The organism is Microbacterium aurantiacum (assembly GCF_021654035.1).
GTDB lineage: Bacteria > Actinomycetota > Actinomycetes > Actinomycetales > Microbacteriaceae > Microbacterium > Microbacterium aurantiacum.
This window is the reverse complement of sequence record NZ_JAJPDW010000009.1, coordinates 42,905-61,061: the sequence shown is the minus strand read 5'-3', so window position 1 is coordinate 61,061 and position 18,157 is coordinate 42,905. Positions and strand designations below refer to the sequence as shown.

14 protein-coding genes, 1 tRNA gene and 1 other RNA gene are annotated in these 18,157 nt (G+C 69.5%); 8 read left to right on the top strand and 8 right to left on the bottom strand.

The window, feature by feature from the left end:
- Positions 1-65 precede the first annotated feature (65 nt).
- From LTL01_RS14120 to LTL01_RS14100, 5 genes are all read right to left on the bottom strand, one after another.
- Positions 66-1,388 carry a site-specific integrase gene (locus tag LTL01_RS14120; protein ID WP_236969008.1) on the bottom strand — a complete coding sequence of 441 codons (1,323 nt, stop codon included), beginning with the start codon at positions 1,386-1,388 and terminating at the stop codon, positions 66-68.
- Positions 1,388-1,612, bottom strand: coding sequence for a helix-turn-helix transcriptional regulator (locus LTL01_RS14115; RefSeq protein WP_236969007.1), 225 nt, complete (start codon positions 1,610-1,612; stop codon positions 1,388-1,390). Before LTL01_RS14115 ends, LTL01_RS14120 begins: the two co-directional genes overlap by 1 nt.
- Positions 1,613-1,869: 257 nt before the next feature.
- Entirely contained in the window at positions 1,870-4,875 is a 3,006-nt protein-coding gene (locus tag LTL01_RS14110) for a bifunctional [glutamine synthetase] adenylyltransferase/[glutamine synthetase]-adenylyl-L-tyrosine phosphorylase (protein WP_236969006.1), read from the bottom strand.
- A gap of 10 nt (positions 4,876-4,885) precedes the next feature.
- Positions 4,886-6,223, bottom strand: a complete 1,338-nt coding sequence (glnA, locus tag LTL01_RS14105; protein ID WP_053548649.1) for a type I glutamate--ammonia ligase — start codon at positions 6,221-6,223, stop codon at positions 4,886-4,888.
- A 69-nt stretch (positions 6,224-6,292) separates the two neighbouring features.
- Positions 6,293-6,517 carry an SPOR domain-containing protein gene (locus LTL01_RS14100; protein ID WP_236969005.1) on the bottom strand — a complete coding sequence of 75 codons (225 nt, stop codon included), beginning with the start codon at positions 6,515-6,517 and terminating at the stop codon, positions 6,293-6,295.
- A 104-nt stretch (positions 6,518-6,621) separates the two neighbouring features.
- Here LTL01_RS14100 and ppgK point away from each other — a divergent pair, with 104 nt between their 5' ends.
- Positions 6,622-7,383: a polyphosphate--glucose phosphotransferase gene (gene ppgK, locus LTL01_RS14095; protein WP_236969004.1), complete on the top strand. Its 762-nt coding sequence runs from the start codon at positions 6,622-6,624 to the stop codon at positions 7,381-7,383.
- A 4-nt stretch (positions 7,384-7,387) separates the two neighbouring features.
- Here the strand turns inward: ppgK and rnpB are convergent.
- The 3 genes from rnpB to LTL01_RS14080 all read right to left on the bottom strand — a co-directional run bounded on the left by rnpB (position 7,388) and on the right by LTL01_RS14080 (position 10,221).
- Positions 7,388-7,748: RNase P RNA component class A (gene rnpB / locus LTL01_RS14090), an RNA gene on the bottom strand.
- Between the two features lie 28 nt (positions 7,749-7,776).
- Positions 7,777-9,486 carry a bifunctional 3'-5' exonuclease/DNA polymerase gene (locus tag LTL01_RS14085; protein WP_236969011.1) on the bottom strand — a complete coding sequence of 570 codons (1,710 nt, stop codon included), beginning with the start codon at positions 9,484-9,486 and terminating at the stop codon, positions 7,777-7,779.
- Positions 9,487-9,492: 6 nt separating this feature from the next.
- Positions 9,493-10,221: a zinc ribbon domain-containing protein gene (locus tag LTL01_RS14080; protein WP_236969003.1), complete on the bottom strand. Its 729-nt coding sequence runs from the start codon at positions 10,219-10,221 to the stop codon at positions 9,493-9,495.
- A gap of 86 nt (positions 10,222-10,307) precedes the next feature.
- Between LTL01_RS14080 and LTL01_RS14075 the strand changes: the two genes are divergently transcribed.
- The 7 genes from LTL01_RS14075 to LTL01_RS14045 all read left to right on the top strand — a co-directional run bounded on the left by LTL01_RS14075 (position 10,308) and on the right by LTL01_RS14045 (position 18,104).
- Positions 10,308-10,380 (top strand) — tRNA-Val (locus LTL01_RS14075).
- 145 nt (positions 10,381-10,525) lie between these two features.
- Positions 10,526-13,255 carry a pyruvate dehydrogenase (acetyl-transferring), homodimeric type gene (gene aceE / locus LTL01_RS14070; RefSeq protein ID WP_236969002.1) on the top strand — a complete coding sequence of 910 codons (2,730 nt, stop codon included), beginning with the start codon at positions 10,526-10,528 and terminating at the stop codon, positions 13,253-13,255.
- Between the two features lie 27 nt (positions 13,256-13,282).
- Positions 13,283-14,479, top strand: a complete 1,197-nt coding sequence (locus LTL01_RS14065) for a PucR family transcriptional regulator (RefSeq protein WP_197273014.1) — start codon at positions 13,283-13,285, stop codon at positions 14,477-14,479.
- An 83-nt stretch (positions 14,480-14,562) separates the two neighbouring features.
- A complete protein-coding gene (locus LTL01_RS14060) occupies positions 14,563-15,471 on the top strand; it encodes an ACP S-malonyltransferase (RefSeq protein WP_053548640.1) in 909 nt (302 codons plus the stop codon).
- A 12-nt stretch (positions 15,472-15,483) separates the two neighbouring features.
- The gene (locus LTL01_RS14055; protein WP_053548639.1) at positions 15,484-16,485 is read left to right on the top strand and encodes a beta-ketoacyl-ACP synthase III; all 1,002 of its coding nucleotides are present in this window, start codon (positions 15,484-15,486) and stop codon (positions 16,483-16,485) included.
- Between the two features lie 73 nt (positions 16,486-16,558).
- On the top strand, positions 16,559-16,807 hold the full coding sequence (locus LTL01_RS14050; protein WP_053548638.1) for an acyl carrier protein: 249 nt from the start codon (positions 16,559-16,561) through the stop codon (positions 16,805-16,807).
- 58 nt (positions 16,808-16,865) lie between these two features.
- A complete protein-coding gene (locus tag LTL01_RS14045; protein ID WP_236969001.1) occupies positions 16,866-18,104 on the top strand; it encodes a beta-ketoacyl-[acyl-carrier-protein] synthase family protein in 1,239 nt (412 codons plus the stop codon).
- Positions 18,105-18,157: the final 53 nt, after the last annotated feature.

Genomic DNA, 18,157 nt, shown 5'->3' with positions numbered 1-18,157 from the left:
GTGCGCAGCAGCGGCTTGTAGTTGCTCAGAATCATGCGCTGTCAGTTCTCCCTCTTGGCGGCCTTTCATGCGTCAATGCCCGCGAACACCTCATCGAGCGCGTCGGCCGCGATTTTGACAATGAGGTCGGGGCGCTTCGCGTAGTGGCCTTCGGTGATCGCCGCGTCACTGTGCCCGAGCAGATCGCGTGCGACCTCGACGCCGGCCGTGTTCGATACCGCCGCGGCGACGGCCTTGCGGAGGCTGCGGAAGGTGAGGTGCTCGGCGTCGACCCCAATGGCCAAGAGGTCCGGCTTGAACTCGCTGCGGAACATCCGTAGCAGCTCTCCGACTGCGCCGGGGTCGCGCGGACGGCCGCGCTCGGTGGTGAACAGCACGTCGTCGGGATTCCGTTCGGGATCGGGAACATGGCTGGCGACGAGCTCGCTCAGCACCTTGGCGGCGAACTTCGGAACGCGAACCCAACGCTTCTGCCGCTCCGCCTTGGGCGAGTCCTGGCGGAACAGGCCGCGGGACTTCGTGCGAACCATCGTCCCCCCGACCCAGACGAGCGCCTCCATCGTGAGGCTTCCATCCGGCTGCTCCACCGCCTCGAACCGCACGTCCTGGAACCGGATCGCAATCGGCTCCGCGGTTCTCTCCGACGTGCCGAGCGTGATGAGGATGTAGTCGGCGAGCAGCTTGTAGTTGGGCCGCCGCCCCACCGGATACCGCGCCCGGTGTCGCTCCGGCCACACGTCGCGGATGAGGTGGAGGATGTACTTGACCTGCACCGCGTCAAGTTCGGAGTACACCGTGTTCGGCTCATCCGCTCGCCGGGTCGCACGGATGGGGTTCGCCACGACGACGGCTCCGTACCGTGTCTGCTGGATCGACCCCGCAGCCGAGAAATGTCCCTGCTGGATCGCCCAATCGAACATGAGCGACATCACGTTACGAACCTTGTTCGCGGTCGTCACCGACTTCTCCCGTGCGATGTCCATGAGCAGCCCGTCGGCGCGATCAGCGGTGATGTCGGCGATACGGATGGCTCCAGCGCGCGGGGTGACATGCGCTCGGACCACCGATGCGTAGCCATCGACGGTCTGCTCGCGGCGTTGGCGCAGCACTCGCGGGTCGTCGTCGTGATACGCCGTCTTCAGCCACGCCGTCGCCAACTCCGCGACGGTCATGAGCTGCGTGCGTCGTGCCAGGACTCGACCGACGGCAACATCGGCCGCTTCCTGCAATGCGGCCAGCGCCTCGGCTTCGGTCGCTCCGCTGCCGCTCGGACGACGCTCGCGCCCGTTGCCGTCGTGGACGCGTCCTCGCGCGATGACCAGTCCGCTCCCTTCAACGGTGTAGGTCACCTTGCCGAGTTCGCCGAGCGCGCGCTTCGGCCGCGCCATCAGTCGGCCGCCCTATCCATCGGAGCCACGATCCGCCCTGCGATGAACGCCTCGATATCCTCATCGCGGTAGCGGACGTTGTGCGCCGAGAGTGCGACGAACGGCAATCCGAGACCTCGGCTGCGCGCGCGCTCCGTCCGCCAGTCAGCGAGCGTCCTGATGGGGATGCCCGTATGGTCGGCAAGCTCCTGGGCAGTCCAGAGGCGAGGGCGGTCGGCGCTCATATCAAACAGGTAGGCGGCACCTCCCGTAGACCCCCAGGAAGACCCGTAGGGCGGCCAAGAATCGGCAAGACGGACAGGTTCTCGGACAGCCGCAGCAGCGACCCACCTCATGCTCAGCATCGCATTCCCTGAGTTTGCAAGGGAGTACGATCCTGTGGAACACCCTCCGAATCTCAGATCCTAAAGCCGAGCTGTACTTCGGAGTCTGACACCAGGCGAACGAGAAGGCCCCGGCGGTCCGCCGGGGCCTTCTCTGTTCACCCGTAGAAGAGCTTCTCGAACACGCGCCGCGAGCGCCGGGTGGTGGCCAGATAGTCCTCTTCCACCTGGGTCGCCGATCGGGGCGGGTAGTCCAGAAGACGCCCGATGCCGTCGAGCTTCCCCCGATCGGTCGGCAGGACATCGCTGGTGTGGCCGGAGAGCAGGGTGTTCGCCGAGCGCAGCCGGCTCGCCAGGCGCCAGGCGGCCGCGAGGCGGTCCGCGGCCGTCGTGGGGATCAGCCCGGCAGCCTCTGCGGCCCGCAGCGCCTCGATGGTCGAGGTCGTCCGCATCGCGGGCACCTCGTGCGCGTGCTGCAGCTGCAGAAGCTGGACGAGCCACTCGACATCGCTGAGGCTCCCCGGGCCGAGCTTGAGGTGGCGCGAGGGATCCGTGCCCTGCGGGAGCCGCTCGGCCTCGACGCGCGCCTTGATGCGCTTGATCTCGCGCAGCCCCTGGGTGTCGGGTGTCTCGGGATAACGCACCTGGTCGGCGAGCTCCGTGAACGCGCGGATGAGCTTCACGCTCCCGGCGATCCCCCGGGCGCGTAGAAGCGCCTGCGCCTCCCACGACAGAGACCAGCGACGGTAGTACGCGGCGTAGGAGTCCAGCGACCGGGCGATGGGGCCGTTGCGGCCCTCGGGCCGGAGGTCGGCATCCAGGTCGAGCGGCACCCGGTGGTCTTCGGAGTGACGACGCAGTTCGGAGACGATCCGGGCCGCCAGGCGCTGGGCACGGTCGGGGTCGATGCCGTTGGCCCGGTAGACGTACATCACATCGGCGTCCGAACCGAAGCCGAGCTCAGCTCCACCGAAGCGTCCCATCGCGATGACGGAGAAATCGAGGGCATCGTCCTCAGGAGGGACGATCTCCCGGCGCACCGCGCGGAGCGTGGCTTGGATGGTCACCTCGGTGATGGTCGTCAGCGCCTGCGCGATCTCTTCGATGGTGACGGTCTGCAGGATGCCGGACATGGCGGTGCGCAACAGCTCGCGTCGTCGGAGCGCGCGGACCGCCCGCATCGCATCCTCGATCCCCCCGTGACGGGTCTGGATCGCGCGCGCCTCCTGCTGGAGGGCGACGCCGCTGCGGGGCCGCAGGAGGGTGTCGTCATCGAGCCAGGCGGCGGACTCCGGAATCCACTCCATCAGCTCGCCGATGTACCGTGAGCCCGACAGCACCCGCGTGAGGCTTTCCGCCGCTCCGGAGGAGTCGCGGAGCATCCGCAGGAACCACGGGGTGTCCCCCAGCCGCTCGCTGAGGCGGCGGAACGCCAGAAGCCCGTAGTCGGGGTCGACGCCGTCGGCGAACCATCGGATCATCACCGGCATGAGGTGGCGCTGGATGCTCGCCTTGCGGCTGAGACCGCTCGTGAGCGCCGCGATGTGGCGGAGCGCTCCCGCGGGATCGGCGAACCCGATCGCGGCGAGACGATCGCGTGCCTGTTCGGTCGAGAGCACGCGCTCCTCCGCCGGCAGAGCGGCGACGGCGGACAGCAGCGGCCGGTAGAACAGGCGCACGTGGATGTCGCGCACCTCGCGCTTGATCCCCTCCCAGATCTCCCAGATCCGTGCTCCGGACTCCGCCAGACGCGTGGACCGCGCCAGCATCCGCTGATCGTCGGCATCCGCGGGCATGAGGTGCGTGCGTCGCAGGTGACGGAGCTGGACCCGGTGCTCCAGGAGGCGGAGGACGTGATAGTCCCGCGCGAAGGTCGCCGCCTCGGTACGACCGATGTAGCCCTGCGTGACGAGGGCGTCGAGCGCTTCCAGCGTCCCGCGCTGCCGGATCCGCTCATCCGAGAGCCCGTGCACGAGTTGCAGGAGCTGAACCGTGAACTCGATGTCACGGATGCCGCCGGGGCCGAGCTTGATCTGGAAGGGCACTTCGGCCGCCGGGATGTGATCGGTGACGCGTTCGCGCATCCGCTGGACGCTGTCGACGAAGTTCTCGCGCGCGGCGCTCGTCCAGACCTTTGGCTGCACGGCCCGCACGTAGGCGTCACCGAGCGCGCGGTCACCGGCGATCGGCCGCGCCTTCAGGAGAGCCTGGAACTCCCAGCTCTTGGCCCACCGCTCGTAGTAGGCCAGGTGGGAGTCGAGACTCCGCACCAGCGCACCCTGCTTGCCCTCGGGCCGGAGGTTCGCATCCACCTCCCACAGCGGAGGTTCGACCTCGACCTCGGAGAGCCCTCGCATGGTCTGGACCGCGAGTCGGGTCGCGATGTCGACCGCCCGGCTCTCGCCGAGGGTGTCGGAGCGCTCCGGGTCGACTCCGGCGACGAAGATCACATCGACGTCGCTCACATAGTTGAGCTCTCGCGCGCCGGTCTTTCCCATCCCGATGATCGCGAGCCTGGTCGCCGCGACCTGCTCGCGCGGGAACAGCCCCGCTCCCGCCGCGCCCTGCGAGACGCGGGTGCGGGCGACGGCCAACGACGCCTCCAAGGCCGCGCCGGCCGCATCGGCCAGCGCCGCCGTCACCTTCGGGATCTCGTCGACGGGCGACGGGCTCAGGAGATCGTAGGCGGCGATGCGGGCGAGGACGCGGCGGTACCGCACGCGCAGAGAGACCCAGGCGCTCTCCGTTCCCGTCGCGGAGAACCCGTCGGCGGTTGCGTCGATCGCGTCCGCCAGCCAGCTGCGCATCTCGGCATCCGTCGGGAGGGAGTCCCCCGCAGAGGCCAGGTCGCCCAGCTCCTCGGGGTGCCGGAAGTAGAAGTCCGCGAAGCCGTCCGACGCGCCGAGCAGCGCCCAGACCGCGCGTCGCGCGCGCGGATCCTCGTGGGCTGCGCGAACCGGCGCCGCGTCGCGGCGTGCGATGCGAGTGAGGGCCGCGAGCGCCTCGTCGGCGTCGGCGGACACAGCCACGTCCGCCAGGATTTCGTCGCGGGTCAGACCGGTGTGGGCCGTGAGCTCGGTGAGAAGCGCCTTCGCCTCCCCCAGTCGGCTGAACCCCAGTCGTGCGAGGAGAGTCCGCGCACCCGAGCGCTCCGAGCCGGTCACGGGATCGCGCTCAGAGCATCTCGAGGTTGCTCTTGAGCTCGTAGGGGGTGACCTGCGAGCGGTACTCCTGCCATTCGCGGCGCTTGTTCAGCAGGACGTAGTTGAACACCTGCTCCCCGAGGGTCTCGGCGACGAGCTCGGACTCCTCCATGTACTCCAGCGCCACGTCCAGGCTCGCGGGGAGCGGCGCGTAGCCGAGAGCGCGACGCTCGCCGTCCGTGAGCGACCAGACGTTGTCCTCGGCTTCGGGCGGGAGGTCGTACTCCTCCTCGATCCCCTTCATCCCCGCAGCCAACAAAAGTGCGTAGGCGAGATAGGGGTTGGCGGCGGAATCGAGTGCGCGGTACTCCACACGGGAGGACTGACCCTTGTTGGGCTTGTACATCGGCACGCGCACCAGCGCGGAACGGTTGTTGTGTCCCCAGCAGATGAAGCTCGGTGCTTCGTCTCCGCCCCACAGGCGCTTGTAGGAGTTGACGAACTGGTTGGTAACCGCGGAGATCTCGTTCGCGTGGCGCAGGAGGCCCGCGATGAAGTGGCGTCCGACCTTGGAGAGCTGGTACTGCCCGCCCTCTTCGTAGAAGGCGTTCTGATCGCCCTCGAAGAGTGACATGTGCGTGTGCATGCCGCTGCCGGGCTTGCCGCTGAGGGGCTTCGGCATGAACGTCGCGTAGACGCCCTGCTCGATGGCGACCTCTTTCACGACGGTGCGGAAGGTCATGATGTTGTCCGCGGTCGCGAGCGCGTCGGCATAGCGCAGGTCGATCTCGTTCTGACCGGGCCCGCCCTCGTGGTGGCTGAACTCGACCGAGATGCCCAGGTCTTCCAGCATCCGTACCGACCGCCGACGGAAGTCGTGGGCGGTGCCGCCCGGGACGTTGTCGAAGTAGCCCGCGGAGTCCACCGGTTCGGGTCCGTCGGGTCCGTAGGCCGAAGACTTCAGCAGATAGAACTCGATCTCGGGGTGGGTGTAGAAGGTGAACCCGGCATCGGCGGCGCGCGCGAGCGAGCGTTTGAGCACGTGACGGGGATCGGCCACGGCCGGCTGGCCGTCGGGCGTCGTGATGTCGCAGAACATCCGCGCGGTCGGGTCGATCTCCCCCCGCCAGGGCAATGTCTGGAACGTCGTCGGGTCCGGGTGTGCGAGGAGGTCGGACTCGTAGGACCGGGTGAGACCCTCGATCGCGGATCCGTCGAAGCCGAGGCCCTCGGCGAATGCCCCTTCCACCTCGGCGGGGGCGATGGCGACGGACTTCAGGGTGCCGATGACATCGGTGAACCAGAGACGGATGAACTTCACCCCGCGCTCCTCGATCGTCCTCAGAACGAAGTCACGCTGCTTGTCCATCGCATCCTCTCCGCGGGTTACCCGGTCTCGCGCGGCGCCGCGGGGTGGGGCGCGCGCGTACCTCTCAGACTAGTGCCGGTCGGGCTGCTCCGATGCGGGACCGTCGCCCCATTCGGCCTCGGCCGCGTCGTCCTCGTCCCACTGCCGGGAGCGCTCCTTGAGCGTCTCCGGTGCGGCGGCCGCCTCCTCCGCCGTGTCGAACGGGCCGGCACGGTCGACCACAGGGGACTCGAAGCCCTTTTCGACCTTCCCGGTCTTGAGGTTGTACCAGAACTTCTCGCTGTCACTCGTCACGGGTGCTCCTCCGATGCACGTCGGCGTGGTGTGCTCCGATCCTAGTGACGGCGCCCGCCGTGGAACAGGAACGCACGGACGCGGCCATCGCTAGGGTGGACGACATGGCAGCACAGGCGCGCGCGGTCGGCGTGGACATCGGCGGGACCGGGATCAAGGCGGGGATCGTCGATCTCGAGAAGGGCACGCTTCTGAGCGACCGGGTGAAGGTCCCCACTCCCCGGGGCGCCGAACCCGGCGACGTGCTCGACGCCGTGCGCGAGGTGCTCACGAGATTGGATGTGGCGGACGACGCCGATGTCCCCCTCGGTGTGGCGTTCCCCGCGATCGTGAAGGGGGGCCGCACGCTGTCGGCCGCCAACGTGTCCGAGTCCTGGATAGGCTTCGACGCGGAGGCCTTTTTCGAAACCGGCCTGGGGCGCGACATCCACTTCGCCAACGACGCCGACGTCGCCGGTATCGCGGAGGTGCGTTTCGGCGCCGCCCACGGAGTGGCGGGACTCACGATCCTGACGACGCTCGGGACGGGTATCGGCTCGGCCCTTCTCCACGACGGCGTCCTCATCCCGAACTCCGAGCTCGGACACCTTCAGCGCGCCAAGCACGGGAAGGACGCCGAGGCCTACGCGGCGTACTCCGCGATGGAGCGCGAGGAGCTCAGCTGGGAGCAGTGGGCGGGGCGTCTGCAGTGGTACTACAGCCACGTGGAGTTCCTCTTCTCCCCCGACCTGTTCATCGTCGGCGGCGGCGTGTCCAAGCACGCCGACAAGTTCCTCCACCTGCTGGACCTCAAGACGCCGATCGTTCCCGCGAAGCACCGGAACAACGCCGGCATCATCGGCGCCGCGGCGCTGGCGCTCGGCTGAGAGGCGAATGGGCCGGCCTGTACGCCGGGTTCTGTCCCGGGGCTTTCGCCCCATCGACGGTCATCTCTCTCGGCGTCACGTTGCCGTGACGCTCCAGCGGCCTACCCGGGGACTCGGCGGGCCGCGTCGGCATCCCCTGTATGGCCTTGCTCCGGGCGAGGTTTACCCTGCGGGCCGCGTCACCGCGACCCCGGTGGTCTCTTACACCACCCTTTCACCCTTACTCCGGCCGAAGCCGGGGCGGTCTGCTCTCTGTGGCACTGTCTCGCGGATCACTCCGGGTGGGTGTTACCCACCGCCCTGCCCTGTGGAGCCCGGACGTTCCTCGGTGCGGTTTCCCGCCACGCGACCGTCCAGCCGACCCATTCGCACGATCGAGTGTACGCGGGCCTCTCACTCCTTCTCGGCGGTGGGTCCGATCTTGAGGTCGAGGGGGAAATCGATCGGGAACTCCCCAAACAGAAGGCGACCGGCGGATGCCGCGGAGGCGCGGACCGCGTCGGCGACGGCGTCGGCGTGCACGAGCGGGGTGTGCACGATGATCTCGTCGTGCAGGAAGAACGCCAGGTGCGGTGACCGTGCGAAGGCCGGACCGGACCGCGGTGCCGCGTCGGGCGCGTCGACGGGGGCGAGCGTGCTCAGTCGCGTGCGCAGCTCCGCGAGCCACGCCAGTGCCCATTCGGCAGCCGTCCCCTGGACGACGAAGTTGCGGGTGAAGCGACCACGATCCCGCGCGGCGCGACGGGCGCTCGTCTCATCACCCCCCGAGGCTTCGGCACCGCTCGCGCGCGACTGCAGCGCGTGCCATGCCTCCCCCGGTGCGGGAGAGGTCCGGCCGAGCCACGTGCTCACCCGTCCGCCGTCCTCGCCGATCCGTGCGGCGTCGTCCACGAGTCCCATCGCCCGGGGGAACGTTCGCCGGAGGCGGGGAACGAGCCGGCCACTCTCCCCGGTCGTCGCCCCGTACATCGCGCCCAGCATGGCCGTCTTCGCCTCCGCGCGGGTGGCGACGGCGCCCGAGTCGACCACTCCGGCGTAGAGGTCACGGCCCGACGCCGCTGCGGCGAGTGCGGTGTCGCGCGCCATCGCGGCGAGCACCCGGGGTTCGAGCTGCGCGACATCGGCGGTGACGAGAGTCCACCCGGGGTCGGCGCGAACGGCCGTGCGTAACCGGCGCGGGATCTGCAGCGCTCCCCCACCGGAGGACGCCCAGCGTCCGGTGACGACGCCTGCCGGCACGTAAACGGGTCGGAACCTGCCGTCGCGCACCCACTCGTCCATCCACGCCCACCCGTTCGCGGTGTACAGCCGCATGAGCTTCTTGTACGCGAGGAGAGGCGCGACCGCCGGATGGTCGTGGCGGCCGAGGTCCCACTGACTGGTCGATTCCACGAGGACGCCGGCGCGGTGCAGAGCACGCAGGAGCTTGGGCTGCGAGTCGAGGGAGGCCCCGGGATCGTCGAGGGCGGAGCGGACGGCGGCGGCGGCGTTCTCGATGCGTGCGGGAAGCCCGCCGGCTGTGCGGGGACCGAGCTGATCCTCGAGCAGATGCGCGTGCGCTTCGACGCTCCAGGGAAGCCCCGCGGCGTGGAGCTCCACGCCGGTCAGTGCTCCCGCGGACTCCGCGACTGCGAGCAGGCGAAGGCTCCCGGCAGTCCGGGCGATCGCGATCGTGGCGCGCTGACGCCGGTACTCGGCCAGCGCTTCGTCCGCGCCCTCGGGCGGCCCGACGCTGTCGCCGAAGGCGAAGAGCGTGTCCAGGTCGTCGAGGGCCGTTGCCGCGGCATCCCATGATGTCTCCCCGCGGAGACCCTGATCGTCCTGGACGGATGCGGCGTCACGGAGGATCGCGTGGACGAGTCGGAGGTCCCAGGCACGGCGGACACGTACCCCCGCCGACAGCAGTCGCGTGTACCAGGTCGGGGTATCGCTCCAGATCCATCGCACATTGCCGACGGATTCGCGCGCCGCGATCGCGGCGGGCAGCGCGTCGACGGCGACGGTGGTGGTCGTCAGCGGCGTGCCATCGCTGTGGAGGTCGATCAGCGCGACGTCGCCTGCTCCCGACCGCCCGAGGACGACCTCAGCGGGTGAGGACGCCAGTGTCCGTCACCGCGATTCTTCGGTGCGGACCAGGATCGCGCCGCACTCCGGACAGAACACGACCTCGTCCGTCTGTGCGCGGCGGACGACGGCCAGGTCGTTGGGAGGGAGGACCATGCGGCAGGCCTCGCAGGCTCCGCCGCGCAACAGCCCGGCGCCGATCCCGCGAGAGGCCAGACGGTCGTACAGAGCGAGGAGATCCGCGGGGATGGCGCCGGCGATCGCCGATCGATCTCGGCGGGATGTCTCGAGACGCTCGGTGGCCTCGGCGACGACGCGCTTGGCCTCGGAGCTGAGCTCCGCTCCCCGTGCGTTGGCGTCGGCGATCTTCGCCTCCTGCTCGGCGACGGCGGCGTCCGCCGCCTCGAGCTGCTCCATGAGGACGAGCTCGGCATCCTCCAGATCGCTCTTTCGCCGCGCGAGCGAGGCGAGCTCGCTCTCGAAGCCCTGCGCCTGCTTGGGGTTGGTCGCCGTCGCGAGGCGTTCGGAGTCGCGGGCCATGCGCGCGTCGACCACGTTCACGTCGGACTCGACGCGGGCGAGCTCCGCCTTCAGATCGTCGCGGGTATTGGCCCGTGCCGCCAGCTCGTGGGCGAGCGTGGTCCGCTGCGCGAGAAGCTCCCGCACCTGCGCCGCCTGCGGGGGGTTACCCGCGACGTGCTCGTCGCGCCGGATCCGGGCGTCGAGGTCGGCGAGATCGAGCAGTTTGCGCTGGTCGGCGGGGTCGGCGTTCACAGGCTCCACGCTACCCGCTGCCGGCCTCTCCTCCGTGGGTCGGCCTCCGATGCGCCGACGTGGCGCGGCCATATGATGGTCGGCGAGGGCCTTTAGCTCAGCTGGTAGAGCGCCACGTTTACACCGTGGATGTCGTCGGTTCGATCCCGGCAGGGCCCACCGCACGCCTCCCCGCCACACGAGCATCCGCGGGGCGCACGACTCGCTAGGCTGTTCTGGGTGTGCCGCACGCGCGAGACAACGCGAGTGCCCGCCCATATTGCCGTTCCCCTGGCATGATCTGCCGGACGACGAAAGGTCTTCTGTGACTGTCAACGATCAGGATCCGTACTCGCAGGACCCGCTGGACAGCGATCCCGACGAGACGTCCGAGTGGCAGGAGTCACTCCACCAGCTCGTCCAGGCCAAAGGGCCGGGGCGAGGGCGCGAGATCATGCTGAGCCTCCTGCAGGCCTCGCATGACCTTCAGCTCAACGTGCCGCAGGTGCCCACCACCGACTACATCAACACCATCGCTCCGGAGAACGAGCCGGAGTTCCCCGGCGACGAGGAGCTCGAGCGTCGCTACCGACGCTGGATCCGGTGGAACGCCGCCATCACCGTGCACCGCGCGCAGCGCCCCGGCATCGGCGTCGGCGGGCACATCTCCACATACGCGTCCTCGGCGTCGCTCTACGAAGTCGGCTTCAACCACTTCTTCCGCGGCCTCGACGACCCGAGCGGCGGAGACCAGATCTTCATCCAGGGGCACGCCTCCCCCGGCATCTATGCCCGCTCGTTCCTCGAAGGCCGCCTCAGCGAGCAGCAGCTCGACGGCTTCCGACAGGAGAAGTCGAAGGCACCGGAGGGAATCCCCTCCTACCCGCACCCTCGCCTCATGCCGGAGTACTGGCAGTTCCCGACGGTGTCGATGGGTCTCGGTCCGATCAACGCCATCTACCAGGCGATGTCGAACAAGTACCTCACCAACCGCGGTATCAAGGACCTCTCGAACTCGCACGTCTGGGCCTTCCTCGGCGACGGCGAGATGGACGAGGTCGAGAGCCGCGGACAACTGCAGGTCGCCGCCAACGAGGGCCTGGACAACCTGACCTTCGTCATCAACGCCAACCTGCAGCGTCTCGACGGCCCCGTCCGCGGAAACGGCAAAATCATCCAGGAGCTGGAGAGCTTCTTCCGCGGCGCCGGTTGGAACGTCATCAAGGTCGTGTGGGGCTCCGGCTGGGACGAGCTGCTGTCCAAGGACACCGACGGCGCGCTGGTCCGCCTGATGAACACCACGCCGGACGGCGACTTCCAGACCTACCGCGCGGAGGACGGCGGATTCATCCGCGAGCACTTCTTCGGGCGCGACGAGCGGACCGCCGCCCTCGTCAAGGACTGGTCGGACGACGACATCTGGGGTCGCCTGCGCCGCGGCGGACTGGACTACCGCAAGGTGTACGCCGCGTACAAGGCCGCCGCCGAGCACAAGGGTCAGCCGACCGTCATCATCGCCAAGACCATCAAGGGCTACGGGCTCGGTCACCACTTCGAGGGGCGCAACGCGACGCACCAGATGAAGAAGATGACGCTCGAAGACCTCAAGCACTTCCGCGACTCGATGCGCATCCCGATCTCGGACGCGCAGCTCGAAGAGAACCCGTACCTCCCGCCGTACTACAACCCCGGCGCCGAGGACGAGACGATCCAGTACATGCAGGAGCGTCGTCGCTCGCTCGGCGGGTTCCTCCCCGAGCGTCGCTCGCACCACGTGGGGCTCACCCTTCCCGACGAAAGCGCCTACGCGCTCCCGAAGAAGGGTTCGGGCACACAGGAGATCGCCACCACGATGGCGTTCGTCCGGCTGCTCAAGGACCTGCTGAAGGCCAAAGACTTCGGCCACCGCATCGTGCCGATCATTCCGGACGAGGCACGCACCTTCGGGATGGACGCCTACTTCCCGACCGCGAAGATCTACAACCCGCACGGGCAGAACTACACCTCGGTCGATCGGTCGCTCCTGCTGGCGTACAAGGAGAGCCCGCAGGGGCAGATCCTGCACGTCGGCATCAACGAGGCCGGCGCACTCGCGGCGTTCACCGCGGCGGGCACGTCGTACTCCACCCACGGCGAACCGCTCATCCCCGTCTACGTCTTCTACTCGATGTTCGGCTTCCAGCGGACCGGCGACGCGCAGTGGGCCGCCGGTGACCAGATGGCCCGCGGGTTCATCATCGGCGCCACCGCCGGACGCACGACGCTGACGGGCGAAGGTCTCCAGCACGCCGACGGGCACTCGCACCTCCTGGCCTCGACCAACCCGGCGACGGTGTCCTACGACCCCGCCTACGGCTACGAGATCGCCCACATCGTGCGCTCCGGCATCGAGCGCATGTACGGCGGCGAGCACCCGGACCCCAACGTGATGTACTACATCACCGTCTACAACGAGCCGCTGGTCCAGCCCGCCGAGCCCGAGGGGGTCGACGTCGACGGCATCGTCCGCGGCATGCACCGCATCTCCTCGCCGGAGGGAGAGGGTCCGCGCGCGCAGATCCTCGCGTCGGGCGTGGGTGTGCCGTGGGCGATGGAGGCGCAGCAGCTGCTCCGCGACGACTGGGGTGTCCAGGCGGACGTCTGGTCCGTGACGTCCTGGACGGAGCTTCGCCGCGACGGTCTCGCCGCGGACGAGCACAACTTCCTCCACCCCGAGGACGAAGCGCGGACGGCGTTCGTCACCGAGAAGCTGAAGGAGGCCGAAGGTCCCGTGGTCGCCGTCAGCGACTTCATGCACGCCGTCCAGGATCAGATCCGGCCCTGGGTTCCTCAGCAGTTCGTGACCCTCGGGGCGGACGGCTTCGGCTTCTCCGACACGCGTGCCGCGGCACGGCGCTACTTCAAGATCGACGGCCCGTCGGTCGTCGTCCGCACCCTGCAGGCGCTGGCCGCCGAGGGCAAGGTCGACCGCAGCCTGTCCGCTCAGGCGATCGAGAAGTACCGCCTGCACGACGTCAGCGCCGGAACGAGCGGCAACGCGGGCGGCGAGAGCTGACCCGTCGCGATGTCGCGGAAGGCCTCGATGGATCGGGCCGAGACGCTGGCGTGGTTGCGCCGCATCTCGGGGGATCTGGCGACCGCCACGATCAAACGCCTCGAGGATTCCCTCCCCTGGTACGCCGAGATGCCGCCTGCGCGCCGATCCGCCGTCGGATTGGTCGCGCAGGCGGGCATCACCTCGTTCATCCAGTGGTTCGACGATCCCGATTCGACCCCCTGGATCGCCGCCGACATCTTCGCCGCCGCGCCCCGTGAGCTGCTGCGCAGCGTGAGTCTCCAGCAGACGCTCCAGCTCATCCGCGTGACCGTGGAGGTCACGGAGGAGCGGGTGGCGGGGAAGGACGACCGTCTGCGGGAGGCGATCCTGCTCTACTCCCGCGAGGTGGCCTTCGCGGCCGCGGACGTCTATGCCCGCGCGGCCGAAGCCCGCGGTCTGTGGGATGCGCGTCTCGAAGCCCTCGTCGTCGACTCGATCCTCACGGGGGAAGCGGACGAGGAGCTCCCGAGCCGCATCGCCGCCCTGGGCTGGCACGGCCACGGCGAGGTCGCGGTCATCGTGGGAACGACTCCGCCGCAGTTCGACGTGGATCAGCTCCGCCGCACCGCCCGCAAGCTCGGCGTCGACGTCCTGATCGGCGTTCAGGGGTCGAGGCTCGTCCTCGTCGTCGGCCGGGCGGAACCGGCATCGCGCGCCGAGGACCTGCCCGCGGAGCTCCCCTTCGCGGAAATCGCTTCACAGCTCGAACCGGGCTTCGGTTCCGGATACCTCGTGCTCGGACCGACCGTTCCCGCCCTCGTCGACGCCGGACAGAGTGCGCGTGCCGCCCTTGCGGGGTTCGCCGTGGCGCGGGCGTGGCGTCACGCACCCCGACCGGTCGAAGCGGACGATCTCCTTCCGGAGCGCGCCCTCGCCGGCGATCCCCTCGCCAAGCTCACCCTCGTCGAGCGCATCTACCGACCGCTGCAGGCGCACAGCACGGACCTCGTGGCGACGCTGTGGAGCTATCTCGACAACGGACGCTCCCTCGAGGCCACCGCGCGTGAGCTCTTCGTGCATCCGAACACGGTCCGCTACCGCCTCAAACGCGTGTCCGAGGTCATCGGCTGGGACGCGACGGGTCCGCGAGAGGCTCTCATCCTGCAGACGGCGCTGGTGCTCGGATCGATCGGCACGGACGCCACGCGGCGCCGCGGCGGAGCACCCCGACGCGGCGCCTGATCGTCGCTCATCGACAAAGCATCCCCGCATTCTTCGGAGAGGTGCGCCAGTTGCCCGCGGTGGTTCCTTGGCAGGATAGACGGGTGATCATCGCCGTCTTCCCCGGTCAGGGCGCCCAGACGCCCGGCTTCCTCACCCCGTGGCTCGCCCTGCCGGACGCGCGGGAGCGACTGTCTGCCTACTCCGAGTGGGCGGGCGTCGATCTCCTCGCCGCAGGAACGGAATGGGACGCCGATCGCATCCGCGACACCCGAGTGGCGCAGCCGCTCATCGTGGCGGCGAGCCTGTTGTCCTGGCGGGCGCTGGAGGACCGGGGCGCCATCGACGGCGTGGCCGGCCACTCGGTCGGAGAGTTCGCCGCGGCCGCCGCCGCCGGGATCCTGTCGGATGAGGACGCTCTCCGCCTCGTCGGCATCCGCGGCCGGGCGATGGCCGAGGCCGCAGCGGCCGAGCCGTCGGGCATGAGCGCCGTGCTCGGGGGCGACGCCGAGGCCGTGCTGACGCGACTGGCCGAGCTCGGGCTCACCCCCGCGAACCACAACGGCGGGGGCCAGATCGTCGCCGCCGGCGCGGCCGAGGCGCTGACGGCGCTTTCCGCGGACCCGCCCGCCCGCACCCGGGTGATCCCGCTGCAGGTGGCCGGGGCCTTCCACACAGATTTCATGGCGCCCGCGGTCGAGGCGCTCAGGACCGCGGCATCCGAGGTCCAGCCGGCCGATCCCGAACGGCGGATCTGGACCAACCGGGACGGCTCCGAGGTGACCTCCGGCGTCGGGTTCATGCAGACGCTGGTCTCGCAAGTGGCATCACCGGTGCGCTGGGATCTCTGCATGGCCGCATTCTCGGATGCGGGAGTGTCCGGTCTCATCGAGTTCTCCCCCGCGGGTACGCTGACGGGGCTCGCCAAGCGCGCCCTCCGCGGTGTACCGAGCGTGGCCGTCACCTCCCCCGAAGACCTTCCCGCCGCGGCGGACCTCGCGCGCGGCGCCTGATCGGAGTACTCCATGCGACCCACCCTCGTTCAGGCCACGGGCCCCGCGCACACCCGCATCTACGCATACGGCGCGGCCCGTGGCGAGAACGCGGTGCCGAACGACGACCTCGTCGGGCCGATCGATTCCAGCGATGAGTGGATCCGCCAGCGGACGGGCATCGTCACCCGGATGCGCGCCGGTGCGGGCACCGACGCGATCGATCTGGCCACGGATGCCGCGGCCGAGGCCATCGCGGCATCCGGTGTTCCCGCCACCGACATCGACGCCGTCATCGTCGCCACGATCAGCAACCCGAAGCAGACGCCGTCGGTCTCGGCGATCGTCGCCGACCGCGTCGGGGCGAATCCCGCTGCGGCCTACGACCTCAACGCGGCGTGCGCGGGCTTCGCGTACGGTGTCGCGCAGGCTGACGCGCTCATCCGCGCCGGCGCCGCCCGATACGCCGTCGTGATCGGCACGGAGAAGCTCAGCGACATCGTCGATCCGACGGATCGCTCGATCTCGTTCCTGCTCGGGGACGGTGCGGGCGCGGTCGTGATCGGTCCCAGCGAGACACCCGGCATCGGACCCACCGTGTGGGGATCGGACGGCTCGAAGGCGGATGCCGTCGGGATGAACCACACGCTCGTCGAATTCCGCGAGGGCACCGCACCGTGGCCGACGCTCCGTCAGGAGGGCCCGACGGTGTTCCGCTGGGCGGTCTGGGAGATGGTGAAGGTCGCCCGTCAGGCGCTCGAGGCCGCCGGCGTGCGCGCCGAGGATCTCTCCGCGTTCGTGCCCCATCAGGCGAACATGCGCATCATCGACGAGTTCGCCAAGCAGCTCGGTCTCGGCGAGAACGTCCTGATCGCCCGCGACATCGAGACGACCGGCAACACCTCCGCCGCGTCGATCCCGCTCGCGACGCACCGGCTGCTCGCTGAGCACCCCGAGCTCAGCGGAGGACTCGCGCTGCAGATCGGCTTCGGCGCCGGTCTCGTCTTCGGCGCGCAGGTCGTCGTCCTCCCGTAGTCCGAGCATCCCCTTCCGTAGACTGTTCCCGGCCCGCCCGGGACCGTGAACCCCGAAGAAACAGGAGAAACCCATGGCACTCACCAACGACGAGGTCCTCGCCGGTCTTGCCGAGCTCATCACCGACGAGACGGGCATCTCGGCCGACGAGGTCGCGATGGAGAAGTCCTTCACGGACGACCTCGACATCGACTCGATCTCCATGATGACGATCGTCGTCAACGCCGAGGAGAAGTTCGGCGTGACCATCCCTGACGACGAGGTCAAGAACCTCAAGACCGTCGGCGACGCCGTCACCTTCATCACGTCCAACCAGGCGTGAGACCGCCCCGGTGGGGGCATGCGCCCCCACCGGATCCGTTGTGAGGATTCCCATACCCATGAGCACCCCCCGCATCGTCGTCACCGGCATCGGCGCGACGTCGCCCATCGGCGCCACCGCGCAGGAGAGCTGGGACGCCCTCCTCGAGGGCGCCAGCGGCGCCCGTACCCTCGAGTACGACTGGGTGGAGAAGTACCAGCTCCCGGTGACCTTCGCCGCGCAGGCCAAGGTCCGCCCGGACACCGTCCTGCCCCGGCCCGTCTCCAAGCGCCTGGACCCCGCGTCGCAGTTCGCGATGGTGGCCGCCCAGGAGGCGTGGGAGGATGCCGGATCCCCGGAGGTCGCTCCTGAGCGGCTCGGCGTGGACTTCGCGACGGGTATCGGCGGCGTGTGGACCCTGCTCGACGCGTGGGACGTGCTGCGCGAGAAGGGGCCGCGTCGGGTGATGCCGATGACGGTGCCGATGCTGATGCCGAACGCCGCGGCGGGGAACCTGTCGCTGCACTTCGGCGCGCGCGCGTACGCACGCACCGTCGCCAGCGCGTGCGCCTCCAGCACGGAGTCCATCGTCAACGCGGTCGAGCACTTGCGCGCAGGGCTCGCCGACGTCGTCATCGCCGGTGGGACCGAGTCCGCCATCCACCCGATCACGATCGCGTCGTTCGCCTCGATGCAGGCGCTGTCGCGGCGCAACGACGACCCGGCGACCGCTTCCCGCCCCGGGAGCATCGACCGCGACGGGTTCGTCATGGGCGAGGGTGCGGCGGTGCTCATCCTCGAGACCGAGGAGCACGCGCGCGCCCGCGGGGCGAAGATCTACGCCGCCGTCGTCGGCGGTGGCGTCACCGCGGACTCGTACCACATCACCGCCAACGATCCCGAAGGTCACGGTGCGGCTCGCGCCGTCGAGATGGCCCTCGCGATGGCGGACGCCTCCCCCGCCGACATCACGCACATCAACGCCCATGCGACATCGACGCCGGTGGGCGACCCGAACGAGTACCAGGCGTTGAAGGCCGTGCTCGGTGACCGTGTCGACGAGATCCCGGTCTCGGCGACGAAGGCGTCGACGGGTCATCTCCTCGGCGGGACCGGTGCGCTGGAGGCGATGTTCACGATCCTCGCGATCCGCGACCGCGTCGCCCCGCCGACCATCAACATCACGACGCAGGACCCCGAAGTGCCGTTCCGGATCTCCGGCGAGAAGCAGGCGCTCGGGAGCGGACCGCAGCTCGCGATCAGCAACTCCTTCGGTTTCGGCGGCCACAACGCCGTGGCCGCGTTCACGACCGTCTGAGCGATCGATGATCGAAAGGCCCCGCGCGATGCGCGGGGCCTTTCCTCTGAGGG